At 47.0% G+C, this 24,342-nt stretch carries 23 protein-coding genes; 6 read left to right on the forward strand and 17 right to left on the reverse strand.

Features of this window, described 5'->3' with window-relative positions:
• Positions 1–45: 45 nt before the first annotated feature.
• Positions 46–975, forward strand: coding sequence for an AEC family transporter (locus MHH93_RS05655; protein WP_500053178.1), 930 nt, complete (start codon positions 46–48; stop codon positions 973–975).
• Here MHH93_RS05655 and MHH93_RS05660 read toward each other — a convergent pair.
• The 5 genes from MHH93_RS05660 to MHH93_RS05680 all read right to left on the reverse strand — a co-directional run bounded on the left by MHH93_RS05660 (position 953) and on the right by MHH93_RS05680 (position 4,999).
• Positions 953–1,543, reverse strand: a complete 591-nt coding sequence (locus MHH93_RS05660; RefSeq protein ID WP_500053179.1) for a DUF2062 domain-containing protein — start codon at positions 1,541–1,543, stop codon at positions 953–955. The two genes, MHH93_RS05655 and MHH93_RS05660, sit on opposite strands and share 23 nt — an antisense overlap.
• Positions 1,544–1,601: 58 nt before the next feature.
• Positions 1,602–2,060, reverse strand: coding sequence for an OsmC family protein (locus tag MHH93_RS05665; RefSeq protein ID WP_500053180.1), 459 nt, complete (start codon positions 2,058–2,060; stop codon positions 1,602–1,604).
• Positions 2,061–2,080: 20 nt separating this feature from the next.
• Complete coding sequence (locus MHH93_RS05670) at positions 2,081–2,848, reverse strand: DeoR/GlpR family DNA-binding transcription regulator (RefSeq protein ID WP_500053181.1); 768 nt, start codon at positions 2,846–2,848, stop codon at positions 2,081–2,083.
• 137 nt (positions 2,849–2,985) lie between these two features.
• A complete protein-coding gene (locus MHH93_RS05675; RefSeq protein ID WP_500053182.1) occupies positions 2,986–4,116 on the reverse strand; it encodes an NADH-dependent flavin oxidoreductase in 1,131 nt (376 codons plus the stop codon).
• 205 nt (positions 4,117–4,321) lie between these two features.
• A complete protein-coding gene (locus MHH93_RS05680; protein ID WP_091016984.1) occupies positions 4,322–4,999 on the reverse strand; it encodes an SOS response-associated peptidase in 678 nt (225 codons plus the stop codon).
• 227 nt (positions 5,000–5,226) lie between these two features.
• Between MHH93_RS05680 and MHH93_RS05685 the strand changes: the two genes are divergently transcribed.
• Together MHH93_RS05685 and MHH93_RS05690 are read left to right on the forward strand one after the other, a co-directional pair.
• Positions 5,227–5,748 carry a zinc metalloprotease gene (locus MHH93_RS05685; RefSeq protein WP_500053183.1) on the forward strand — a complete coding sequence of 174 codons (522 nt, stop codon included), beginning with the start codon at positions 5,227–5,229 and terminating at the stop codon, positions 5,746–5,748.
• A gap of 43 nt (positions 5,749–5,791) precedes the next feature.
• Positions 5,792–6,463: a hypothetical protein gene (locus tag MHH93_RS05690; RefSeq protein WP_500053184.1), complete on the forward strand. Its 672-nt coding sequence runs from the start codon at positions 5,792–5,794 to the stop codon at positions 6,461–6,463.
• Between the two features lie 156 nt (positions 6,464–6,619).
• On the opposite strand, the gene MHH93_RS05695 is transcribed toward MHH93_RS05690, so the two are convergent.
• Positions 6,620–7,486 (reverse strand): helix-turn-helix transcriptional regulator, encoded by an 867-nt coding sequence (locus tag MHH93_RS05695; RefSeq protein ID WP_500053185.1) that lies wholly within the window; start codon positions 7,484–7,486, stop codon positions 6,620–6,622.
• A gap of 170 nt (positions 7,487–7,656) precedes the next feature.
• Here MHH93_RS05695 and MHH93_RS05700 point away from each other — a divergent pair, with 170 nt between their 5' ends.
• Positions 7,657–9,651: a beta-galactosidase gene (locus MHH93_RS05700; protein WP_500053186.1), complete on the forward strand. Its 1,995-nt coding sequence runs from the start codon at positions 7,657–7,659 to the stop codon at positions 9,649–9,651.
• A 78-nt stretch (positions 9,652–9,729) separates the two neighbouring features.
• Here the strand turns inward: MHH93_RS05700 and MHH93_RS05705 are convergent, their stop codons facing one another.
• The 4 genes from MHH93_RS05705 to MHH93_RS05720 form a co-directional block, all read right to left on the reverse strand.
• Positions 9,730–11,640: an AraC family transcriptional regulator gene (locus tag MHH93_RS05705; protein ID WP_500053187.1), complete on the reverse strand. Its 1,911-nt coding sequence runs from the start codon at positions 11,638–11,640 to the stop codon at positions 9,730–9,732.
• A gap of 206 nt (positions 11,641–11,846) precedes the next feature.
• Positions 11,847–14,393 (reverse strand): beta-mannosidase, encoded by a 2,547-nt coding sequence (locus MHH93_RS05710; RefSeq protein WP_500053188.1) that lies wholly within the window; start codon positions 14,391–14,393, stop codon positions 11,847–11,849.
• Positions 14,394–14,638: 245 nt separating this feature from the next.
• The gene (locus MHH93_RS05715; RefSeq protein ID WP_500053189.1) at positions 14,639–15,670 is read right to left on the reverse strand and encodes a LacI family DNA-binding transcriptional regulator; all 1,032 of its coding nucleotides are present in this window, start codon (positions 15,668–15,670) and stop codon (positions 14,639–14,641) included.
• Positions 15,671–15,855: 185 nt separating this feature from the next.
• Complete coding sequence (locus MHH93_RS05720) at positions 15,856–16,803, reverse strand: DMT family transporter (protein WP_500053190.1); 948 nt, start codon at positions 16,801–16,803, stop codon at positions 15,856–15,858.
• 165 nt (positions 16,804–16,968) lie between these two features.
• On the opposite strand from MHH93_RS05720, the gene MHH93_RS05725 reads away from it, so the two are divergent.
• On the forward strand, positions 16,969–17,844 hold the full coding sequence (locus MHH93_RS05725; RefSeq protein ID WP_500053191.1) for a LysR family transcriptional regulator: 876 nt from the start codon (positions 16,969–16,971) through the stop codon (positions 17,842–17,844).
• A gap of 47 nt (positions 17,845–17,891) precedes the next feature.
• On the opposite strand, the gene MHH93_RS05730 is transcribed toward MHH93_RS05725, so the two are convergent.
• From MHH93_RS05730 to MHH93_RS05750, 5 genes are all read right to left on the reverse strand, one after another.
• Positions 17,892–18,089 (reverse strand): hypothetical protein, encoded by a 198-nt coding sequence (locus MHH93_RS05730; RefSeq protein ID WP_500053192.1) that lies wholly within the window; start codon positions 18,087–18,089, stop codon positions 17,892–17,894.
• A 32-nt stretch (positions 18,090–18,121) separates the two neighbouring features.
• The gene (locus MHH93_RS05735) at positions 18,122–18,604 is read right to left on the reverse strand and encodes a tetratricopeptide repeat protein (protein WP_500053193.1); all 483 of its coding nucleotides are present in this window, start codon (positions 18,602–18,604) and stop codon (positions 18,122–18,124) included.
• Between the two features lie 189 nt (positions 18,605–18,793).
• A complete protein-coding gene (gene cyoE / locus MHH93_RS05740) occupies positions 18,794–19,651 on the reverse strand; it encodes a heme o synthase (protein WP_500053194.1) in 858 nt (285 codons plus the stop codon).
• A 158-nt stretch (positions 19,652–19,809) separates the two neighbouring features.
• Complete coding sequence (locus MHH93_RS05745; RefSeq protein ID WP_500053195.1) at positions 19,810–20,376, reverse strand: hypothetical protein; 567 nt, start codon at positions 20,374–20,376, stop codon at positions 19,810–19,812.
• Positions 20,377–20,680: 304 nt separating this feature from the next.
• Positions 20,681–21,034 carry a DUF3243 domain-containing protein gene (locus MHH93_RS05750; RefSeq protein ID WP_500053196.1) on the reverse strand — a complete coding sequence of 118 codons (354 nt, stop codon included), beginning with the start codon at positions 21,032–21,034 and terminating at the stop codon, positions 20,681–20,683.
• 254 nt (positions 21,035–21,288) lie between these two features.
• Here MHH93_RS05750 and MHH93_RS05755 point away from each other — a divergent pair, with 254 nt between their 5' ends.
• Complete coding sequence (locus MHH93_RS05755; RefSeq protein WP_500053197.1) at positions 21,289–21,498, forward strand: hypothetical protein; 210 nt, start codon at positions 21,289–21,291, stop codon at positions 21,496–21,498.
• A 133-nt stretch (positions 21,499–21,631) separates the two neighbouring features.
• On the opposite strand, the gene MHH93_RS05760 is transcribed toward MHH93_RS05755, so the two are convergent.
• Together MHH93_RS05760 and MHH93_RS05765 are read right to left on the reverse strand one after the other, a co-directional pair.
• Complete coding sequence (locus tag MHH93_RS05760; RefSeq protein WP_500053198.1) at positions 21,632–22,543, reverse strand: NAD(P)/FAD-dependent oxidoreductase; 912 nt, start codon at positions 22,541–22,543, stop codon at positions 21,632–21,634.
• 162 nt (positions 22,544–22,705) lie between these two features.
• Entirely contained in the window at positions 22,706–24,337 is a 1,632-nt protein-coding gene (locus MHH93_RS05765) for an S-layer homology domain-containing protein (protein WP_500053199.1), read from the reverse strand.
• Positions 24,338–24,342: the final 5 nt, after the last annotated feature.

The following is a 24,342-nucleotide window of genomic DNA, read 5'->3' on the forward strand; positions in this document are numbered from 1 at the left end:
TGCTATGATAAGATAGGTTTTTCATCCAGAAGGGACTGAATTGCATTGCTTCACTCATTTATACTCACGTTATACCATGTATTCCTGCCGATATCACTTCCCGTGATCGGAGGTATTCTGTTAAAACGCTTCAAGAATTGGGATACCCGGTCGCTCTCGAGCTTTTCCCTTTATATTTTGAGCCCTGCGCTCATCTTCAATACATTGCTGCATGCCGAGATTACCTGGACGGACGTTACCAGCACATTCTGGTTCTCCCTCATAAATCTAGTTGCCCTGTGGGCACTCGCCGAGCTGTTAAGCCGGGTTTTCCATCTGGGTGCAAGCGAAAAAGCGGGCCTCACCCTCGTCTCCACGTTTACGAACTGCGTGAATTACGGGCTCCCGCTTGTGCTGCTTGCCTTTGGTCAGCTTGGACTGGACAAGGCTTCCGTCTACGTCATTGGACAGATGATCATTGTTAATACGGTGGGTATCTTTTTTGCCGCGAGATCCGAATTCACGGTGAAAGATGCGATTCTATCCGTTTTCCGCATGCCATCCATCTATGCTGCTGGCATCGCCATTGCGCTGCGTGCGTCCAATCTGAGCCTGCCTGAAGCACTGGATGGAGGGATTGCTATGCTAGCTATGGGTTACTCTCCTGTCGTTCTCGCCATTCTGGGAGCACAGATGCTCAGACCCAAAGGTATAACGGTACCTTGGCTGCCCAATGTACGCCGAGCCTTCTGGACTGGACTAGTCGTACGTCTCGCAGCTGCCCCGATCCTCTCCTGGTTAATTCTGACCGCTCTTCAGGTCGAAGGTACGTTGTTCAGTGTGCTGCTGATTCTCGCATCCATGCCGACGGCAGTGAACGCCGTTATTTTGGCTGAGCAGTTCAATGCTTCCCCGCAGTTTGTATCCCGCTGCATTCTGTGGACAACTGCTGCATCCATGTTGATGTTGCCAATCATGATTGTGATGGCTTCCTGATTAAAACCGGTGGCGATACTGACGCCATATCCGCTTGTCGGCGTTTCTCCAGCCGGCGTTCATAACGCCGGTTGAGCGCTCTGACGTAGAAGAATTTTACGACAAAGTACGAAATCACACCCAGAATGACTCCGAATACGGACATACCCGCCAGAATATCCAGTCCACCAAGCAACAATTCGCTCACGGCCGACCAGTTCCCGCGAAATAGTTCCATGAATGCACTCTCATGCACCAGTCCCTGTCCCATACTGTGCGCAGGCAGAATCCAGGAGCCAATCTGCTTCGCTAGCGGCATCAGAATGATAGGCAAAAACGTAAGTTTTCCAATCACATTACCCACGATCGCTGCTGGCATCGAACCCCCGGACAATCGCACAATGGGATAAAATATGAGATATATCAGGGATGCGGTCGAGATCACGATCAATTCCAGTCCGAACCCTATGGCAAATCCGGTGGATACTTTATGCGCACCTCCCGGAGCACGTAACAATTTGAGAAAGTTCAGCTTCATAGCACGTGTTAAACGTACCCAGCGGTTAGTCTTGCGCTTCTGTGTGTTCATGCCGAATGACTCCTTATTTTACACAAATGACAACTTGAATTGTCTGTTCTTCAGTATATCACAACGCGTTAGCTCCTGTGGTTACAACGACTGGCTGGGTTGCAATCGAAACATTACCTGCTACTGCTCGGGAGATCATGCAGGATGTTTCAGCCTTGTGCGCCAAACGCTCAGCCTTGGTGATATCTGCCTCTGAAGCATCTTGGGGGAGTACAATCCGGGGTCTATGTACGATCCGTTCGTACGTAAATATGTTATTCGTAACATCTACCGTTGCTTCGGATTCAAGGGTCAATTCATCCGGCGTAATATCCGAACGCTCCAGCATCGCTGCCAGTGTGATCAGGTAACAGGTGGAGGCTGCACCCAGCAGCATCTCGTCCGGATTAGTTCCCGTACCGGGTCCGCCCATCTCTTGCGGAATCGATATGACCGTTTTTAACCCACCCGCATCAATAGTTCCCTCACTGTTACGCCCACCATTCCATACCGCTTTTAGATGAAAAGGATGTTTCATGACATTCATTCCTTTCTGATTTACACACGTATACACGTAATATTCTGCTCGATCAATGCGCTAACATGTTCTTCATCTACACCCTGATCTGTAATTACTTTCCCTACACTGCTCATCTCAGCGACTCTCGTAAATGCCTGTATGTTAAACTTGCTGGAATCTGCAAGTAGAATGACTTCATCTGCAATATGGATCATTTTCTGCTTCACCAAAGCCTGTAACTCATTGGATTCGCTAATCCCTTTGGTTAGATGTACTCCTTTGCAAGACAGAAATACTTTATCCACATGGTAAGCATCCAGCGAACGTTCCGCAAGCGGTCCTACAAAAGAAAGTGACTTCGAAGCTAATTGGCCACCTGTGGCAATCACACGAATCTGCTCCTTGTTACTCAGCTCTGCGGCGACCTTAATCGAGTTGGTTAATACCGTCAGTGGAATGTTCGGCAATCCTGCCGCCATATACCATGCCGTTGTACTTGCATCCAGAGCGATCCGATCGCCGGATTCCACCATTTTCACCGCTTCTGTTGCAATTCTGCGCTTCTCTTCTGCATGGGCTACAGCGCGTTCCGGATATGGAATCTCCGACTGTAACTCTTCTTTGTATTTAACGCTGACTGCCCCGCCATGGGATCGTCTGAGCCTGCCCGCCTGTTCGAGCTTGTCCAGATCACGACGAATCGTCTCTTCCGTCACCCCGCAGCGCTCACTAAGTTCGGTCACACGCATGCTGCCCTGCGTATCCACCCATTCCACTATTTTCTCATACCGTTCAGCTACGAGCATATTCCTTCACTCCAAACCGTTGATTATCCAGTTGATCCTGTTCATCCATCATACCACAGTGCGATCACAAGGAGAATTTGGTCCACATGCAAAAAGAGGGAGCTTTCGCCCCCTCCAAATCCAGTCAAGAAGTGTAATTATTTATCTTCTGCCATAGGGAACCAGCCCGGTGTGTGGATGATTGCATTCCACAGCCCATCAGGGATAACCAGACGTTCCTGATCCGATTTCGTCAGAATCGTTTCGATATCTTCTTCCCGTCCGCTCTCGATTTTCTCGACCCAATCCGGCTCGATAATCAGTTCACGTCCAATGGCAAGTAAAGGTACTCCCGTTTGAAGGGCGTCTGCGGCCTCATCCGCCGTATGAATCGCACCTACACCAATCACAGGCAATTTGCCGTTCACACGATCCAGGATGAATTCCATTCTTGAGCGTGTATCTGCTTCGCCACGTCTTGGTTTGGACCAGAACTCGTTCACAGAGACATGAAGGTAGTCCAGGTTTTTATCTTTCAGCGCATCCACCAGTACATACGTATCTTCCATCGTGAGTCCCGGTGTTTCCGGTTCTTCCGGGGAGAAACGATAACCAATGATGAATGGCAGTTTGGTATGTTCGGCAACCACTTTCTGGACTTCGTCCACTACAGCAAGGGGGAATGTCAGGCGTTTCTCGGCACTTCCACCATAACGGTCTTCACGTCGGTTGGAATGCGGAGAGAAGAATTGCTGGATCAGATAACCGTTCGCACCGTGAATCTCAACACCATCAAATCCGGCTTCGATTGCACGACGTGTCGCTTCACCAAAGTCTTTGATAATGGAAGTAATCTCGGCATCCGTCAATTCTCTTGGTTCAGGCGAACCTGGACGCTCACTTGCAACCGCACTAGGAGCAACCACTTGTCCCGCAGGGACAGCTTGTTCAGGCGTCAGACGGCCCGCATGGAAAATTTGCAATACGGCAACGGAGCCCTGTTGTTTAATGGTTTCAGCCAGTTTCTTCAGACCCGGAATGAAGCGATCATCATAGACGCCAAACTGAGCCGGGAAACCAATGCCATGCTCTGTTACATGCCCTACAGCTGTGATCGACATGCCTGCACCACCGGTGCGACGTGCATAATAAGCAAGTTCCGCGTCTGATATGGTACCATCAGCATTGGAGGACATATGAGTCATTGGAGCAAGCACGATACGGTTTTTCAGTGTAATACCAGTCGGCAGTGAAACTTGTTCAAACATCTGGTTAAACTTTGGATTCATTCGTGGTTCCCTCCTGATTATAAATATCTCTTTTAATAGATATATGAATATATGCGTCCACTTACTGTAATGATTATAGTTACGTTTCTTTGCAATTGCAACTCTTCATTTTCAGAAAGGAAAAAAAGAGCAGAGTGTCTCCAGACTCTCAGCCCCTTAATCTTCTTCATTCTATCCACAGTCCTTCACTCTATCCAATGGATGTTCAGAAACTCCGAACGTAAGCCAGCTTCTGATCCATCTCTTCCACGCACTCGTAACAGTCGTGTTCATCGTTCGCGACCATAGGGGTGACAGGATACAGATTCATCTCTGTACTGTTATACGATTTTAATAGCGGTAGCAACTGTGTCACCCGTGTATTAGCCGGGTCAAGCCAGGTATTGATCTCTTCTTCGGAGAGGATCGCCGGCATTTTACTGCCAAACTCGCGTGTAACCATGTTCGCACCTGTCATAAGCATTGTGCAGGTACGAAGCGGCTCTTTACGTGTATCTCTCCACACCTCGTATAACCCAGCAATGCCGAACAGACCGCGATCCGGCATGACAACACGAACCGCATAACTTTTCTTGCCCTCTTGCCGCCAGTAATATAATCCATTGCAGGGAATGACGCAGCGCTTGGTCTCTACCAGTTTGTAATAGGAAGGATTCTCGTGTACCGTCATGAGATTCGCGTTAACGGCATCACGACCCCAGAATGGAATGAACCCCCACCGGAACTCATCCAATACACGCTCACCATCTTGATGCAAAATAATCGGCGTATGCTGTGTTGGGCTGATATTGTATCGGTTCTTGTAATAATACATTACCCGCTGGATCTTGAAATGATCTCTGACTTCGTCCAAATCGGCTGCCAATGAAAAACGGTTGCACATGCTCTAGCACTACCTTTCCCTGTGTAAGTTGGATGTATTGTTTGTAACTTCAGGGAAATTATGCATGCACATCAAACGGAAAATGACTTATTTTGACACCACTCGGGTCTGATCAAGTGTTAATTCATGTTTTTCTCGACAAAAACAACGACCTCGGACTCATTTCAATCTAACTATTCCTTGTTACTATAATAGAGAATAAAATACATTTATTGGAGGTTTTAAGTATGAAAAGGAAGTTTTTGGCGAGCATCATGTTGTTCTCAGCGATTGCGATGTTCGGCAGTACCATCTATGCGGCAACCTTTCTCACCTACGGTTATCCCAGTACCACCATCCCCATTCGCACGTATAATTACACCTCAGCATGGCAAACTCCAATGGACGCTTCCCTCGCCAACTGGAACAATGCCGGTGCCAAAGTGCAATTCACCAAAACGAGCAACTCTCCGAACACCATCACCGTAGGAAACTTCAATAACACAGCTTATGGTGTCAACTACGCCTCTGTATCCGGCAGTCAAGTCGTTAGCTTCCGCATCGAACTCAATGCATCCACCATCACCCCTGACGCGACCAACTTATCCAACTTCATTCAAAGCGTATTCGTCCACGAACTCGGTCACTCCATCTGGCTCGGTGACAACCCAACAACAACGAGTCCTTCCATTATGTCATACTCCCGCAACCGCAATTCCATGACCAAACCTCAAACCTTTGATATCAATAACGTAAGATCCAAGTACTAATCCGCTGCAAACTCATTCCAAAAACCAAGGAGGATTCCTGTCCATGAACAAGAATCGAGTATTAACAATGCTTCTCTCTTCCATTTTCATGTTATCTGCTGTTGGATGTTCTTCTTATATACCTGCCGCTTCTCCATCGGATGCGCCCATAACCATTATTGCTTCTGAAGATTACCCAAGTTATGCCAGCATTGGTGACCTGTCCGCGAGAGCAAATACCATTGTGAAGGGTAGTGTTATTGAGACGCGTGTGGAGGCTATGAACGATATCGTACAAGTTACCGATGCTGCCAATGAAAACGAGTTAAACCCAGCGTCCGACCCGGGAGGAGAGCCGTCTTCTTTTGACAAAATCTATACGATCCACACGATTCAGATCGCTGAATCCTATAAGGGCAGTTACAAGGCCGGGGAACAACTTGAAGTGAAGCAACTTGGCGGACAAGTAGGCAACACCGAGATTATTAATGAAGACAACCTTAAACTGATCCCCACCAAAAACTATGTGCTTTTCCTGGAAACGTATGAAGATACCCCTGCCAGCCTGCTCAACTCCGTTCAAAGTCTCTATCTGATCAAGCCTGCTGCCAAGTCGAATCAACCAGGTCAGCAACAATCACAGTCAGAAGTCATTGTGAGCGCAAACCCCGAGAATGACCTCACACTGCAACTGGAGGATCTGCAAGAACTCCAGAATGAACAAAAGAAACAATAACCTATATCTCTCATAGGACAATCACACTGTTAGTTCATCCCCGCCCAGACTCACAGACTGCTAATCCCCTCCTACTGTTCAGTCCTACATACGAATATGAAAACCATGCTGCTCAGTAAACTGGGCAGCACGGTTTTGTTGGAGTTACATATGGACTCAATCCTCCCTTGTGATGGCATTTCCCTTATCTGCACTGCCTGAGCCATAAAGCAGCCTGAATTGCTGCGGGGTCATACCAATGTACGTTCGAAACATGCGAATAAAGTAACTGCTGTGTGTAAAGCCACATTGAGAAGCAATCTGTTTCACTGTCAGATCTGAATCTGCCAGACTTTTCTTCGCCGCCAGCATACGGCAATCCAGCAGATACCGGCCTGGGGGAACCCCCATAATGCTTTTGAACATGCGATTAAAATAATACACACTGTATCCCGCTGTATTGGCCATGTCGGCAAGACTTAGCGGCTGCGTACAATGACGGCGGATATAATCGGCCGTTGAACGAATGGTATCCTGATGACTCAGTATAGACGTGCCCGCCAGCGACTCCGAATTCCTCGTAAGTTCTGCCAGCAACTCGTACAGGACAGCAGACAATCTGGGTTCATGGACACTCTCATAAGTTCTGCCGAGCTGGCATAATTGTTCATGCAACGCCTCGAAGCGTTCGAATCCCGAAAATGAAAACAGCCAAACCTTGTCTGGACTGCGGAGGTCCAGCAATCGCTCCAGATCGTAGGCCTGCATATGAATCCACCTTACTTCCCAGGGATCAGTCGGGTCCGCATAGTATTGCTGCGCCTGTCCTGGTGCATATAGAAAACCTTGGCCAGCCATCAATCGGACGTTTCCCTGTTCTGTTCGGACATACCCCTGTCCACTGAATATCAGATGTAGATTGTATTCACGTATCCCGTCTGGACGATGCTCCCCATGCGCTGGATCGATATATCTTCCGTAGGCCACTGGATAACAGGTGTACCCGGCGAATCCCGGCTCAGGCATAAACCAATGTATTCGCATATGTTCAACCTCCTGTTTACGTAACGATTATGAAGATTCTGAATAGCAAGATCATGATATCCTGTCGCAACATGATGTTATATTCCCTTGTTATTATCCAGTATACAATGAAATAGACTTGTATAGGATTCACAAGATCATGATGCTGACACTAAAGGAGAACAACCGATATGAATACAAACCGTCCCGTGCAAATGGGCGTCGATTATTATCCAGAACATTGGGAACCTTCCCTGTGGGAACATGATGCCCGTTTAATGGCTGAAAGTGGAGTACGCATTGTGCGTGTGGGTGAGTTCGCCTGGAGCAGAATGGAACCCGCAGATGGACAGTTTGAGTGGGCATGGCTTGATCAAGCGATTGATACCTTGCATCGTCATGGACTTCAAATTGTAATCGGTACACCAACCATGACACCCCCACGCTGGCTTACCGAAAAATGTCCTGATGTACTGCCTGTGCTTCCGCATGGTCAACCGTATCATGAAGGCGTTCGGGGACATCGTTGTTATAACAGTCCCAGTATTCGAACGTACAGTGCAAGAATTGTACAAAAACTGACCGAGCGCTATGCCGAACATCCGGCAATTATCGGATGGCAGACAGACAATGAATTCAGCTTCACAGATTGTCAGTGTACCGCTTGTGCGGACGCTTTTCGTGAATGGGTTCGTGTTCGCTACAACAGCCTGGATCAGATCAACCAAGCCTGGGGGACTGTGGTCTGGAGTGGTGAATATAGCGATTGGAAACAAGTCACACCGCCGTATGGAGGCTCTTCGTTTCAGAATCCTTCATTCCTGTTGGACTACTCTCGTTTCCAGTCGGACTCCATTATGGATTTTCAACATATTCAGGTCGAGATTATTCGCCGCAATTGTCCTAAGCATTTTGTCACCCATAATTTTCACAGTTATCCGCAAAAAGCAGATCAGTATAAAATCGGTCAGGAGCTGGACTTCGCTTCTTTTGATTATTATCCGAACCCTTCACCGAACAAAACAGACACCGCGCCTTACAGTGGTGCACTCTCATTGGATCTGACACGCGGTATTAAGCGCCGCAACTTCTGGATCATGGAGCAGCTGAGTGGCCCTCCGGGATGCTGGTTCCCCATGTGGCGTACACCGCAGCCCGGGTTCCTGCGCGCTTACGCTTGGCAGACCATTGCTCGCGGGGCTGATGCGGTTGTGCATTTCCGCTGGCGGAGTGCAACTGTGGGCGCTGAACAGTTCTGGCATGGACTGATTGATCACAGCAACGTTCCGGGCCGACGTTTTAAGGAATTTCAACAACTATGCACCGAAGTGAACAAACTCAGTGAACGTCTGCAAGGTTCAACATTGCATAACGAAGTCGCGATTCTTCATTCGCATGATCAATTGAACGCCCTTCGAATTCAGCCCCAGGCTGAAGGACTGGAATACTACGAAAATATGAAAGTATGGCATCGGGTCTTGACCAAATTGGGCATCTCTACGGATGTAATACACACTTCGGAGCCACTGGATGGCTATAAGATCATTATTGCTCCGCATCTGTACCTGCTGGATGAGACCACAGCAGAACGTCTGCAGGCTTTTGCAGCAGCTGGGGGCATCCTGGTCTTAACCCATCGCACGGGTGTCAAGAACGACAATAACGTATGTGTCATGGCTCCGCTCCCAGGTCTGTTGTCTGACTGTAGTGGTGTGCGGGTAACCGAGTATGATCCTGTTGGCGGGGATACCGTTCAGATTCGTGATGACCAAGGTCATCTCTATGCTGCTTCTCAATGGGTGGATGTTTTGGAACTGGATACGGCGCAGCCGATCGCTGTATATGCGGATCAATTTTATGCCGAAACCGCCGCTATAACCAGGAATACCTGGGGTAATGGTGAGGTCTATTATGTGGCAACCCAGCCGGAAGAAGCGTATTTGAGCCAGTTATTGAGAAGCATCGCAGAAGACAGTGACCTTGGTGGAATTCAAGCTTTGCCACATGGTGTACAGGTGACCACCCGCTCTGGTCCGAATGGAACGTTCCGTTTTATTCTGAATCTGAGCCCCGAACCTGTCTCCATTGAACTTAACGCTTCATACACCAGTGCACTGGACGGCAAACGGAAAGGTCCTCATCTGGAACTGGACGGTTACGCGATCGAGATCTTGGAGATTCAATGATTCCAAAAAACGAAAAAAGGCCCGCTGTGCATTTGTGATGCACTCGGGCCTTTAACTGTGGGCAGGAACGGCCGTTCCTTATTTAGACGGTGTATGAAGTCCAATAATCCATTCTGCCAGGTCCTGTGTCTGTTTCAACAAGGCGATCGGGTCGCGGAACCAGGACTGTTCTTCTGTCCATATGTATACTCTTCCATTTTTGACAGCAGGTAATGAACCCCAGACCGGATCTGCCTGAAGGTCTTTCAGTTGAGAATTGCTGGTCAGCACAATGTAATCTCCCGCGTATTTGGAGAGCAGTTCTATGGAGAATTCATGGTAGGCACCCTGCATCAACTCGGATGGAATGTTCTTAGGGGCTTGCAAACCAAGCAATTCATAGATGTTACGTCCTCCACGGCCTGACTGATTGCCAAAAATGAAAACTTGGCGATCATATTCCTGCATAACGGAGAATGTAGCCTCAGCCGGGACAACGTTCTGGACCTCCTGCTTGATTTTGGCAATCTCCTCATCGAAATCAGCCAGCCACTTCTCTGCTTCCGCTTCTTTGCCAAGGACATCACCGAAATAGTTTACTTCGTCCTTCAGTGTTGGGAAAGTGATGGATGCAATTGAAACCGTTGGCGCAATCTTGCTGTATTTCTCATAAGCCGCCTTGTCCGGATTCAATGTAATAATGAGATCAGGCTCCAGCTCCATCAATTGTTCAACGGAATCCCCTATCGTTGCAAGACCATCCATGTGACCTTCCAGATAAGGACTGTTCATCAGAAATTGGCCTCCACCAATCGGTTTGACACCAAGAGCAAGCAACGTTCCCAGATAATCGATAGCAGCCACTCGCTCTGGATGTGCAGGGATCTCGACCTCACCAAAGGTCGTTTTGACCATTTTGGTTTCTACTACTGCCGGTTGTTCGGGTTCAGCCGCGACCTCGGATGTTTCTGCCCCCTGCTGGGCTGTTCCACAAGCACTCAATGTGAGTACAAGCGCAAGCGACATGATCGCTGATTTAAACTGGTTAAACATGTAGATTTCCTCATCTCCAATATATTGATAATGATTATCATCATCAATTAAAGGATAACGTTCCTCGCGTCCTGTTACAATGGATTCATTTGTTGCATATAATGCACTTTTTGAAACTGATTTCGAATTTTCCTGCTGCTTTAACCGATATTGTCCCGGTGTAATGCCGGTCTCTTTTTTGAATATACGGTTGAAATAGAACGGGTCCATATAACCCACATACGCCGCAATCTCCTGTAATGAAGCTTCCGTGGATGCAAGCAAACTCCTCGCCTCACCCATTCGTAACCGAATCACATATTCTGTCGGAGTACACCCCGTCTGTTCCTTGAATTTGCGTGATACATATTGCGGACTGTAACTCAAGGACTGGGCAAGCGAATCAAGTGAGATCGATTCCCGATAATGAGCTTTGATATATCGCAAAACCCGATCGGTAAGCGAAGGCTGCTGAACTTCATTAAGCATGCGACTCCGTTGTAACAATACAATCTGTACCAGTTGAAAGAAGTACACTTTGACCTGAATTTTGCCCACTTGCTTATGTTCTGACCAGCATTCATATATATTCCGCACAAGCTCACGCAGCTCAAGTGCATGATCCGGCGCTGTCGCCCAGGACTCTTCGAACGGATTGCGCTGGTTCAGCATCATTCGGTACTCCACCAAGACGTTCGATGGCAGCGTGGATTTGTACAAAATCAAATGCACCTCTGTCACCCCGGTCGCTTCAAGGGTCAGACGCCTTCCTTTTCCCCCGTGCAGCAGCAAGAACTGGCTTGTGGTCCATACTTCTTCATCCAGCCACACCTGCCCCCTGCCTTGAACATATACAAATGCACTGGTCGGTAACACATAATTACGTATGAACTCGTTGGTTTCCAGTGATATAAGACGCACATCAAGCACGCGAACCTGTACCTGATCCCACAGCTTGATGTCATTCTGAATTCCCATATAGACTCCCTTTCCTAAGTGCCCAACCCTGTACAATACATAGCATTGTGACCACAAACCCACTTATTAATTGATAATGATTATCAATTATAGCAATGATGGCACCATCTTTGAAGCCTACCTTGTGTTTTTGTTGGATGCCGCAAAATAAAAACGGTCGAAATCCCTCTTAAGAGAGATCTCAACCGTCCTGAGATTAAACCTTATTATTGTTTGATAAAGTCAGCCATGGAACGAACCTGAATGAGTCCCGTATTGGATACCGCATCGGCAGATTGCAGTCCTTCTCTGGAAGTAAACTGCACCTTCACCGGAATGCCAGGAATAAGATCGAAGAAGTTGTCCGAGAATACACCTTCCGCTTCAGAGGCGATCCATACCTGTTTGGCAAGTACATCACTTTCCAGCACCAGATGGGCACCAGCCTCATCCAAAACTTCAGTTACTTTAATGTGTGCATGCTTCAAAGCAAGATCTTTGGATGGTGCAAAATAATGCTCCTGCACGATGTCTGCTACTCCATCCTGCTTCAGATCAATTCGCAGCAACGTTGTTGCTGCATCATGTCCTTCCAGCCATTCAGCCTGGCTTAGGGACAACACCTGTTGACCCGAGTTCGAAGCCACTGTTACTTCATGATTTTCTTCACGATACACCGTGCCATCGAATCCAATCAGTCGAACCTGCAATTGACCTTTGACTGGCTCAAGTAGATCCGAGATTACATATATATCTGTCGTATCTTCCTTGGTCCCGTCTACGGATACCAACACATCGCTGAAGCTGCGTTTCGCATAATATTGCAATGCTTTCCAACGACCAAGGTAATCCATACCTGCCCATGAAGCCACCGGCCAACAGTCATTCATTTGCCAGTAAAGTGTACCCATGCAGAATGGTTTGCGGCGACGATGCGCCTCAATCGCTGTCTTCATTGCTTCCGCCTGAAGCACCTGGCTCATATACAGGAACGATGGGAAGTCCTTCGATTCATGCATGTACATATCCATGTACTGCTTGATCAGACGATTACCTGCGCCATTCTTCTGATGCGCAAGCATGACTTCCGATTCCAGCGCCAGATCCTCTTCTTCCGCGTACGTACGGACTGACTTGTACTCCGGGAAAGACTGGAATCCGTATTCACTCATGAAACGACCCACATGCACGTTGTAATTTTCAAACGGTTCTACATTATGCCACACGCCCCAGTAGTGAATATCTCCTTCTGCTGTGGAAGGGTGCGCATGCTGCTTCTCATCCCCTGTCAGGGATACAAGTGGTGAAGATGGCCAGTAATCTACACCTGGAGCATACGCCTCAACCACTTCTGGCAGCAGATCATGGAAGATGGCTTCGTAATCCGCCCAGATGTGTTCCCGTTGCTCAGCAGTAAAATCCTTCTTCCATCCCCAGCCACCATTCTCAACATAATGAGCCCAGGCTGAATCAATCTCGTTGTTTCCACACCAGAGTGCAATACTTGGATGATTACGCAGACGTTTAACATTATCGATCGCTTCATGTCTCACACTGTTCAGGAACGCTTCATCTCCCGGATACATGCTACATGCAAACATGAAGTCTTGCCATACCAGGATACCGTATTCATCACAAAGTTCGTAGAAATCATCTTGCTCATAGATCCCGCCACCCCACACACGAAGCATGTTCATATTGGACTCGGCAGCGGAGATAATCTCATGTCGATAACGTTCACGGGTTATTTCGGTGATGAAGCTGTCATTCGGAATATGATTGGCCCCTTTGGCAAATACCGCAACACCGTTTAGCTCGAAGTAAAAGGATGCTCCTGCTTCATCTTTGTCACGTACCAGTCGAATGGAACGAAGCCCTGTCTTCACTGCAGATTCAGCCACAGCCCGTTCACCTTGAAGCACCTCGGTAAGGAAGGTGTACATATGCGGAGCACCAAGTCCGCGGCTCCACCACAGTTTTGGTTCACGGATGGATATAGGAATCTCCACACTTTGAGTTCCAGGTTGCAGCGATACTGATTTTTCCCATCTCTGACCGTCTGCACCTATACGAATGACTGTATCTACCGCTTGTGAGGTCTCGACTTCCACAACAGCCGTTAATGATGCTGAGGTAGCGCTTACTTCATTTTGCTGGATATACACATCATTAATTCGAACTTGTGTCCAACCTTCAAGACGTGCTTCACGCCAGATCCCACTGGTTACAAAACGCGGACCCCAATCCCAACCATAGTGATACGGCGCTTTACGGGCAAAAATACTTACTCTCTTATCGCCAAGTCCGCCAACATCGGATTGATCATTGGATGCAGGCAACGCATATCCGAGCTTCTCCAGCTTCGGCAGGTCTTCCTGAATCGGAGACCGAAAACGTATTCGAAGCATGTTGCCGTTCCCCTTTAATACACCCTTCACATCCGCCTTCCATACCCGGAACATATTGTCTGCGGATAACACATGCACATCATTCACATACACATCCGCATATGTATCCAGACCATCAAACACCAGTTCCAGATGTTCCTGGGAGAACAACGTTTCGGCCACGTCAAATTCCGTCTGATATTCCCAATCTATCTTATCAATCCATTGTACTTCCTTCTCGTTCGTTCCATAAAAAGGATCTGGAATCTTGCCCAGTTTCAGCAAATCTGTATGCACACAGCCGGGTACCTGAGCCGGCATCCACTCTTGATCTTCGCAAGCCTTGAACGTCCAATTCTGAAAAACCTGTGATTGTATTGTGCTCATGACAGCCTCCATTATTGTTAGAGTTGTTATCTAATATTCTGTTAGGTTTTGTTAGCATAAAAATAAATAACTTACAAAACAAAATTACCACGATATGCTTCTCATAGTCAATCTGTTTTGTAATTTAATTTATTTAATTATCTCTTCATACCAAAAAGACATGAAGCCCTACCCTCTTCATGTCTCTCAACTGAGTTCACTTACACTATTTTCACTGTTAAACTGACCCATGCGTTCATGTCCCGTTACTGTATACTGGCATTATATTCATCGCGAATAATTAATTCTGAATAGATCAGCTTACGTTCATATGGTTCATCCGGGTGTTTGATCCGCCACAAAAGCTGATCTACCGCTCTTGTGCCCAGATTCTCTTTGTTAATATGCACCGAAGCAAGAATGGGTTCATCCGTCTGCGTATTGTCAAACCCGGTTACGGCACAGCGTTCAGGAACCTGAATGCCTCGGCTTCGGAGTTCCTGAAGCACGATGACAGCCGTATGGTCATTCGCACATACGAAGACTTCCGGCACCTCCTTCAGCTTCATTCCAGCAATGGATCTCCGAATCTGATCATACTCTTGTCCCAGCAAGTCTTCTTGCTGTTCTCCCTGCAACTGCTTCTCTTCAAGCACTGTACGATATCCAAGCCAGCGTTCTCTAAAACTTGCCGCATCGGGCAGCTGCCCGGCAAACTGAAACCTTCTGTACCCTTTACCAACGAGCATGAGAACCAGTTCTTTCATACATTTCATATTGTCCGTGAAGACCGAGTCTGCGTATACGGTTGGGTCTTCATGGTCCACCATTACAAGCGGAATACGGAGCCTGTAAATCTCCAGCAATACGGATGTCGAGATGGTGCCCACCGTAATGACTCCGCTGATTGCTTCGGGATTAAGGACCGAGAACATCCGATCTGAAGAGGGTTCTGTCAGCGTTAAAATATCCATTCCCTGCTCATTCAACCTTTCGGAAATGCCGTCAAACACAGGACCCCAGTACAAGGAGGATCGATTCTGAGAACGAATGTTGGGAAACAAAATCAATATCGTGCCTTGTCGCTTCGCTTCGGGCTTAATTTCTACTGCCGCCTGTGTATCCACCGGATACCGCTTGGGTTCTGTTCTAAAATATCCAAGCTGCCCCGCCGTTCTGACAATCATCTCGCGTGTATGCTCACTCACACCAGGCTTGCCCGTCAGCGCACGGGAAACTGCGAATTTGGACACGCCCGCAGCATCCGCAATTTGCTGCATTGTTACTCTTTTAGCCATCTTACTCACCCGTTTTTCCTGATTTTCATTCAGTGTAGCATAAAAAACAAAAATCAACAAAACAAGTTATGTTATTCTGTTTTTTTGTTAGGTAGTTGATTCTCCCTTACACAAGGTGTATGGCATAACCAAAAAGGCCCTCTCCCCACCTTCCATAGAAGATGACGAAAGGGCATTGTCCCTAATTATACGCCTGGTGCTCCCTGATCGCTGAGTTCCGACTGTAAAACCGGGCGTTTTCTGCGCCAGAAGACAGGGTGTGGAAGCTTGATCTCTGTGATCAGAACACCGACCAACATCAGTGCTGCTCCTGCATATCCTTGCAACGTTAGTGATTCTCCTTGAAACGTAAATGCAAAGGCCGCTGCAAACAGGGGTTCGAGTGAGAAGATCAGACTCGTTCTTGTGGGAGAAGCATGACGCTGTGCGAGTGTCTGCAAAATATATCCCAATCCGCTACACAATACACCCAAGCCGAGAATGGCTGCCCAGGATTCAGCCGTATCGGGCATACGTGGCGTCTCAAGCATGAATGTAGCTGCAATTCCCCACATCGCCGCAATACCCAATTGCACCGTTCCCAGGGTTAATGGATCATGCTTCGGTGTGAACTTGCCGGCAATCATAATATAGATGGCATATACCAGTGCTGCAAGTATGCACAGAATATCTCCCGTGTGCAGACTCAGCTCATGTTGAAGCGTCAGCAAGCCAAGCCCGGTAACGGCAACCAATATACTTAGTGTCAATCGTTTATCAGGCATACGACGATGCTGGATCGTCGTCAGGATCGGTACAAAAATAACCGCCAAACTAATCAGGAATCCCGCTTGAGATGTTGTTGTTCGTTGTACACCATAGGTGATGAATACAAATGCAGTGAATAAAGCTGTCCCCATAATGGCTCCTGCCACAAGTGTTCTGCGATCCATGTTCAACAACCGCCGATGAAACAGAAGTCCTGCTGCAATAAAAGCAATTCCAAAACGAAATGCGACCAGATTCAATTCTTGCATGGACTCCAGGCCCGATTTCATAAACAGATAGGATGATCCCCAGATGACCGTTGCGAGCAGCATCTGTATGTCCGCTCTTCTTGTTGCCTGACCTTGATTAACCTGTCCACCATTCATCTTGCTTCAACCTTCATTCTATGTATTCTGAGCTGTGTGATCGTGCGTCAAACTAACTCGCCTTGGCAAGTATATACGATCTCTTTGCATTATAAAAATGAATATTTATAATAGATTATATGAAATAAACTCATGTATTCAAATCGGAAAGGAACAGAACCATTCATGTCACTGATCAAATACGAAATATTGAATACCGTTGTGGAATATGGCAGTCTCACCAAAGCAGCAGAAGCCCTGAATATCACCCAATCCGCAGTCAGCCATGCCATCTCAAGTCTTGAGACCGAATGTGGTTTTTCACTACTCCATCGCGGCCGCTCCGGTATACGGGTTACCGCTGAAGGCGAACGCATTCTGGGATATACACGTGAGATTCTGCGCTGGACGGAACTGATGAACCAAGAAATCTCCCTGATTCGCGGCGCCGAGATTGGTACCGTGCGGATCGGCACCTTCGCAAGTGTCTCCACGCAATGGTTGCCAGGCATCCTGAAACAATTTCGCCTGCGTCATCCAGGAATTGAGATCAAGCTGTGGGAGGGCGATTATGCTGAGATTGAGGGCTGGCTGGCTGGAGGTGCCATTGACCTCGGATTTCTATCCCTGGGCGATTCATCGCCTTTTGAGACCATTCCATTACAAAAAGACAGGATGATGTGCATCCTGCCTCTGGATCATCCTCTCGCCTCAGAGGAATCTGTTTCGTTTGATATTCTACTGGAGCAACCCTTCATTCTGCCCAAGTGGGGCGGGGATAATGAGATTGAAAGACTGATCCGTCAGCATGCAGCCAAGCTCAATGTCGTCTATGAAGTCGCAGAAGATCAAGCCATCATGGCGATGGTCCGTAATGGTCTCGGCATCAGCTTGCTACCGGAGATGGTTCTTCAAAATCATGCTGATTCGCTTGCGCTCGTGCCACTCTCTGGAGATCCTTATCGCACGATCGGAATGGCGTGCCCGTCTTTGGTCAATCTATCACCAGCTACGCGGCGTTTCATTGAAGAGGTTCAACAGTGGCTCGGTACAACTATGTAAGTAATTCATTCGGAAAATTATTACGTTTTTCGTTAAATCAATTTTTCCTATCCATTACTTACAATTTGGATAACACCGAGGGTTAGTAGCAGTACAAATATCACCACAATCGTGATGCCAAAGCCACTCAGGAAGCGTACGCCAGGTGAGCGTTTCTTCTGCTGGCTACCTTCCAGGTTATCCAGCTTCTGCTCAATTTGATCTAACCTATCATGTACCTGTTTCAGATCTTGATTGGAGTTCATATTCATCCATCTCCCTTTTTTTGCGTATTCGTTCAGTCCCACACCCGATCCAGCTGATCTGCGTAGTAACGGATTGCTCGGTTATAGTCATTGATTCTCTTATCACTGGATGTATCCGCAAGTTGCACGAGCAGTCTTTGCATCGCTTCTGCATGTTCACCCAGATTGTATAGCACCATGGCATAGAAAACCTCAAATTCGCGGTACGCCGGGAATTCTTCCATTCCTTTTTCCAACCAAACCTTTGCCTGCTCGTACTGTCCAAGCGTTCTGTATGTACTGCCTAGTCCGAGTATTGCTCCTGCTCTGTCCTCACCAGGAAGTCCAAGACTCAGTGCCTTCTCATAATGCGGGACAGCCTCCCGCTCCAATCCAAGCGAATCATGTGCCCACGCCAGTTGATACCAGACATTCGCATTATCGGGTTCCTGAACTGTAATCTCTTGCAGAAGCTCAATCGCTTCGTTCACCTTGCCTTCTTGTCTCCAGCGTACGGCCTGTTCCAAATTACACATGCTGTCACTTCCCACCTTGCATTATATTCCCACATATATGTTTCAATTGTTTTATTATACCAAAAAAGCACACTGCAGAATATGGTTTAACAACCAGAGGTTGTCCAAACGCTATCCCAACGTGTGCTTTTACATGCGGTGAAGGTTGTTAAAGCAACCTCTCTCAAGCTGAACTTTCAATGATGCTGATTATGACCATGTCGTATTCGCAACCATCACAATAAATACGAGCATAAGGTAATTCACCGAGATCAAGAAGTTCACTTTTGCCCATTTCTCATCATCCTGTGTCTTCAGTCCGCTAAGTGTATGAACGAACCAGATCAGTCCACCGACCAGTGATACAATCAGAAATACCAGACCCACGTAGTCGAAATAATACAACAGGAATACAGCTGGAAGCAGCAGAAAAACATAAGGGATCATCTGAAACTTGGTGCGTTTCACCCCTTTGACCACCGGTAACAAAGGGAAACTGGCAGCACGATACTCCTCTACCCTACGAATCCCCAATGACCAGAAATGTGGTGGTTGCCAGAGGAACAATAGCACGAACAGTAACCAGGCTCCAGCATCAATTTCATTGGTTACAGATGTATACCCGATGACAGGCGGCATCGCTCCTGCAATTCCACCGAGCGACGTGCTCCACGTTGAACTGCGTTTCAACCACATCGTGTAAATCACAATGTAAGCGAACCACCCTAGCAGTGCCATCCAACCTGATAACGGATTCACCAGGAGATACAGTACTGCTAATCCAACAACGCCCAGAATAATGCCATAGCCAAGTACGAACCTTGGCTTCAGATGGTTAATGTAATCCATCCTTTTTTTGGTGCGCTCCATCTTTTGGTCCAATTCACGATCCCAATAATTGTTGATCACACATGCAGAAGCAATAACCAAAGTTGATCCAATCACGACCATAAGCAGAGATAACCAGTTGATGTCCCATTTTGAAGCTACCCAGAATCCTACTGCTACCGCAAACACATTCAGCCTTAGAAGTCCGGGTTTAGTTAATGCAATCATGTCTTTAAGCATGAGGCTCCTCCTGAACTATGTAAAAACGCCATTCCAATAATGATACATGTACCTACCATTAATTACAATCGCTTTCATGAATTTGTCATAACCAAAAAGCATCCCTCACCGTTCCAATGAACCGGAGGAATGCTTGTATGATGAATTTCATCCTATTTTTATGGAATGTATTGTTGCACAATTTTAGTAACTTTTCCGTCCTGCACCGTCAGATGATACGGGAATAGGGACAGATCAAGAATACGGGTATTCTCATACAACGATTCGAATTTGGATAATGACACAGGTTCATTCCATTGAATGTCTGCGCCCTGCATCGTACCATCCCGATCATACAACTGCATCAATACTTCAGCATTGGCACTAACCTCAACTTGTTCCTGCTCTTTGCTATCATTGACAATATAGTAACCATCTGGCGCCCCGTCTATACCTGCTTCCGGATTACGCTGTGCAAAAATTGCATCGGCTTCTTCACCCTGATACCAGCCAATCTTGTCCACTGTCATAAACAATTTGCCATCTTCCATGTGCATACCTTCAACATAGGCTGTAAACATCTCGGAGTTCGCAACCTGTGCGTCTTTGGCAGATGGCTGTTGGGCATCTGCACTTTCTTGCGCATTCGCTGGGGTAAGCAAATATGTAGTCAGCACAATCATGCCAAGTAAAGCAACAACTGCACCGATCATTCGTAGTTTCCATTGTTTTGCCGCGTTCTTCATAGGTAACATCTCTCCTTAATATGAACGTTATGTATTCCTTAACCGGAAATCTTTCTTATCAAACGCTCAAGTGGACTTTTCATTCAACGTTCTTTCTTTTCCTATCATACTAGTAAAGGGGGATATAAAAGTATCAGCCAGATTAAAAATAGTTACAATTAACGTCATTACTCCTGTCTGTAATCTCCGTAAATGTTAAGAACCCCTGAAGACCTCGTCATTCAGGGGTTCTTGTTAAGCTCCGCTTTGGGCAGGTTTGAAGACCTGCTCTAGTATTCCTTATGTTTACCCATCAATGTTAATCTTAATGATTGGGTGTGGAGTCTTGCGCCAAACGAACGAGCATATGGGCCAGCATGTGACGTTCATCTTCCTTGCCGACATTCCAGAGTTCCTGAAGCAACTTTTCTTCACGGTTACGAGGCTCTTCGTTTGCAGCCAGATGGTCAGCTACTTTCTGGGCAATTTTAGCCATCTGTTCTTCACTTAATCCGATAGACTCGCCCATCGCAATTCGTTTACCCAGGTATTCTTTGAATGCATCAAAGTTCTGTAAAATCTGTTCTCTCTCTTCCGGTGCAATCTTCTCGATTGCATTGTCCACCTTGTCCGTTGAAACCTGGCCATCTTTATGGATAACATGATTTTGTTCATTCATCTGAATAACCTCCTGTATATTAGTTGTTTATTGGTTTTAACCTTTAGACTTCATAATCAATTGGTTATCTATAATATAAACGTATTGCAGAAGTTTAATCAGCACGTTCAATTCTGCATATATCTTCTATGGTATGAGCAAGTACGCGTTTCAAAAGAACTACAGCGGTTAATCGTTTACATATGTGTAACGGTGTTTGGATATGTTAATGAACACCTTGCACCTTATACAATACGAACCAGGAGGGATTTCCCATGCGTGATAAAACCAAACCTGAGAAGACAAAGGATGAACTTGAACCAGGCGTGAATACCGTGATCCATCCAGACAAAAATAATCCCGGACCAACCGACATGATCGAAGGCGTGGTTGGTGATATCGTGGACAACATTCGCAAAGACTTCTCCCATGACTCGAAGGACGAGAAGTCTTCTACCAAGCCTAAGAATTCATCGGATAAATGATTATGCTTTTGCTAAACGAAGTTAACCCCAAAAGACCTCCAGCCTATTCATGGCTTGGGAGGTCTTTTGGGGTTATGGAAAAATGATATTCTAGTTGTTCAAACTGAAATCATTTTGAGGATGAACTCCGCAGTTAATCCTTTGTCATCTGCTGTAACGCCTTATGAATCCAGATCGCGGCAATGGAACCTTCACCCATCGCAACCGTTGCTTGCTCTGCATGTAATCCCAGATCCCCGGCTATCCACACATTCGTCGCTGCCTGCAAGCTGCGCGGATCAGCTTCTACATGTTTATTATCTGCAATTACAGCTCCAAGCTGCTCTGCCAATTCATAGTGCACCCGATTGCCTCCAAATGCGATAAATCCCCGTTCCGACTCAAAAATCTGTCCATCTTCGGTCAGAACTCCGGTGATATGTCCATCCTCAATCTGTTGCACTTCCTGGACAGCCGCTTCCAGATAACGAACGCCCGCCTCTTTCATGCTGCGATGGAGCTCTGCAGATATGGGAGCCTGCTCATGATTGATATATAACAGATCATTCGTACGCTGAATTAAAATCATCGCCATATTGGCACCTGGTTCGCCAGATCCCAATAGTACCGTACGTTGATCCTGAATCTCATAACCATCGCAATCAGGGCAGACATAGACTGTACGGCCCAGCGTCGGAGTTAATCCCGGAATATCTGGAACTCTATCCGATAGCCCTGTTGCCAATAACACGGTTTTGCTCCTATATTCAACCCCGGAAGTACCGAACAATTGAATCTTCTCTCCATGACGGTCTGCTCTAACTATACGATCTTTCTCAAAAGATACACCGGTCCGCTCTGCCTGCATCCTGCCTCGGGCTCTGAGCTCTTCACCGGATACCCCATCGGGGAAACCCAGGATATTATGGTACGTCCGACACAGGGTTGATCTGCCTTCTCCCGCATCGATGACCAACACCTGATGAGCGGAATAACGTCCAAGCTGAATGGCGGCCTGAAGCCCTGCGAGCCCTCCACCCACGATTATGCAATCAACCTCTCGCATGCTCCTTCTCCTCCTGAACTATATATATTTTGTCCTTATATACATTAAACCGTTCAGCCAAGCCTAAACGATTCCTCATATTGCTTATCTTATACCAAAACAAACAGACCCAAACCATCCGCCTGTATCACGGCTCGTTTGAGTCTATCCAATCCATAATGGTTAGAAGTTATAAGATTCAAATCGTGATGCATTCGAAATGGCGTTCCATACATCGGCTGTTTCGCCACCCATATACCAGTATGCCAGTCCAGCAATTTGCCGTTGCTCACTCATCAACACTTTGGCTGATAACGAACGACTATCCTCTGCCCATATATATCTTGGCATTCCATTACTGTTGTACCCGATAAGGTATTGAACCAGACTTGCATCCCATCGTCTTACAGATCCTATAGCATGCGCACGTGTTCCCTGTTCTGACAATGTAATGTCCCAAGAACTACTTGCCGGATTCACTGAAGACCAGTCTCGTGTATATAACGGAAGGGCCAAAATGGTTTTGGCACGTACCACCTCGGAGAGCATGGTATCCAGTGCCTTTTCCACCCATGGAAGAGACGCCACGGATCCTGCTATCGGATCACCGTTCCAGTGTTCCTCATATCCCATTAGCACCATATAATCCGATACAGCGCCCAGTTTGGCATAATCAAATGCATCCGTCCAATCTGTACCCAGATCTGGTGATACATCCACAGACACCACTGCACCCAGTGCGTGCAACGTAGCCGTCAAGGAGGTGACAAATGCCGTCAGTCCTTCACGATCCGCAGGATCAACATTCTCGAAGTCCACATTAATGCCGTCCAATTTATAGGTTTTGACATAAGAAGCTACCTGTGAGATCACTGCCGCTCTGTTGGCTGAACTGGATAACATCTGATGGGTAAGTGCCGAATCGGAACGATTACCAAGCAATGGCCATAGTTGTCTGTCAGTGGCGGATGCCCAGGAGATCAATGCAGGGTCCGCGTGATCCGTTACTTTCATACTGCTGTTCAGGAAAAACCAGCGTGGGACGAGCGTATTCACTTCAGATTTTTCCACCTGCTTCTTGAATTCAGCGGTAGTGGAATTATATTGCCAGCCCAACTGAACACCGAGTTCATCTCCACGTTGTAACTGTTCAGACCATGTTTTCTTTTGTAAGATCGCATCAAGCATGACGGCAGCTTCTTCGCGCGTTACTTGGTCATGCGGTCGGAACATGCCTCCACTTCCCCGCATCAATCCAAGTTGATATACCGTCTGCACATAAGGGCGTGCCCAGTCAGAGATATCCGCTGCGTCGAAATACGTTGAAGATAAGAGTGACGTCTCTACGGGTTGTTGTTTTAACATCCGAACAAGAAGAGCAGCTGCTTCTTCGCGCGTAATGGACGCATTAGGCTGGAATGTTCCCTGACCCTTTCCCTCCAAAATGAAAAGATTCGTCATGGCGGCAACATTGCCGTAATACCAGGCATTCATGCTTATATCCTGATAAGGATTAATGTTATTTTTAACAGGCTTCAAACCTAGCAATCTCACCGCAAACGTCGCAAATTCTGCCCGAGTAACGGATTTCTTTGGTTCAAACGTAGTCTCTGACGTACCGGCAGCAATTCCTTTGTCTACCAAATGTGTAATGGCATCCTTCGCATAACTCGTACGCGTATCCTGAAACTGATGCTGCACGGTTGCAGCCTGAACGGCAGAACTGTATCCAGCCACCGAACCAAGTGTTAATAACCCGCATAATGCTATCTTCCACACAACTTGATTCGTTATATCTTTTAATCTATTATTCACATCAA

The sequence above is a fragment of the Priestia sp. FSL H7-0729 genome, assembly GCF_038005685.1.
Classification (GTDB): domain Bacteria; phylum Bacillota; class Bacilli; order Paenibacillales; family Paenibacillaceae; genus Paenibacillus.

Bases quoted from the DNA above. Each gene is read 5' to 3' on its own strand.
- MHH93_RS05760 (WP_500053198.1), bottom strand. From the start codon at position 22,543: ATGCGAGAGGTTGATTGCATAATCGTGGGTGGAGGGCTCGCAGGGCTT.
- MHH93_RS05695 (WP_500053185.1), bottom strand. From the start codon at position 7,486: ATGCGAATACATTGGTTTATGCCTGAGCCGGGATTCGCCGGGTACACC.
- MHH93_RS05715 (WP_500053189.1), bottom strand. From the start codon at position 15,670: ATGGCTAAAAGAGTAACAATGCAGCAAATTGCGGATGCTGCGGGCGTG.
- MHH93_RS05710 (WP_500053188.1), bottom strand. From the start codon at position 14,393: ATGAGCACAATACAATCACAGGTTTTTCAGAATTGGACGTTCAAGGCT.
- MHH93_RS05685 (WP_500053183.1), top strand. From the start codon at position 5,227: ATGAAAAGGAAGTTTTTGGCGAGCATCATGTTGTTCTCAGCGATTGCG.
- MHH93_RS05735 (WP_500053193.1), bottom strand. From the start codon at position 18,604: ATGTGTAATTTGGAACAGGCCGTACGCTGGAGACAAGAAGGCAAGGTG.
- MHH93_RS05665 (WP_500053180.1), bottom strand. From the start codon at position 2,060: ATGAAACATCCTTTTCATCTAAAAGCGGTATGGAATGGTGGGCGTAAC.
- MHH93_RS05690 (WP_500053184.1), top strand. From the start codon at position 5,792: ATGAACAAGAATCGAGTATTAACAATGCTTCTCTCTTCCATTTTCATG.
- MHH93_RS05750 (WP_500053196.1), bottom strand. From the start codon at position 21,034: ATGAATGAACAAAATCATGTTATCCATAAAGATGGCCAGGTTTCAACG.
- MHH93_RS05730 (WP_500053192.1), bottom strand. From the start codon at position 18,089: ATGAACTCCAATCAAGATCTGAAACAGGTACATGATAGGTTAGATCAA.
- MHH93_RS05755 (WP_500053197.1), top strand. From the start codon at position 21,289: ATGCGTGATAAAACCAAACCTGAGAAGACAAAGGATGAACTTGAACCA.
- MHH93_RS05660 (WP_500053179.1), bottom strand. From the start codon at position 1,543: ATGAACACACAGAAGCGCAAGACTAACCGCTGGGTACGTTTAACACGT.
- MHH93_RS05705 (WP_500053187.1), bottom strand. From the start codon at position 11,640: ATGGGAATTCAGAATGACATCAAGCTGTGGGATCAGGTACAGGTTCGC.
- MHH93_RS05720 (WP_500053190.1), bottom strand. From the start codon at position 16,803: ATGAATGGTGGACAGGTTAATCAAGGTCAGGCAACAAGAAGAGCGGAC.
- cyoE (WP_500053194.1), bottom strand. From the start codon at position 19,651: ATGCTTAAAGACATGATTGCATTAACTAAACCCGGACTTCTAAGGCTG.
- MHH93_RS05670 (WP_500053181.1), bottom strand. From the start codon at position 2,848: ATGCTCGTAGCTGAACGGTATGAGAAAATAGTGGAATGGGTGGATACG.
- MHH93_RS05680 (WP_091016984.1), bottom strand. From the start codon at position 4,999: ATGTGCAACCGTTTTTCATTGGCAGCCGATTTGGACGAAGTCAGAGAT.
- MHH93_RS05675 (WP_500053182.1), bottom strand. From the start codon at position 4,116: ATGAATCCAAAGTTTAACCAGATGTTTGAACAAGTTTCACTGCCGACT.
- MHH93_RS05725 (WP_500053191.1), top strand. From the start codon at position 16,969: ATGTCACTGATCAAATACGAAATATTGAATACCGTTGTGGAATATGGC.
- MHH93_RS05700 (WP_500053186.1), top strand. From the start codon at position 7,657: ATGAATACAAACCGTCCCGTGCAAATGGGCGTCGATTATTATCCAGAA.
- MHH93_RS05745 (WP_500053195.1), bottom strand. From the start codon at position 20,376: ATGAAGAACGCGGCAAAACAATGGAAACTACGAATGATCGGTGCAGTT.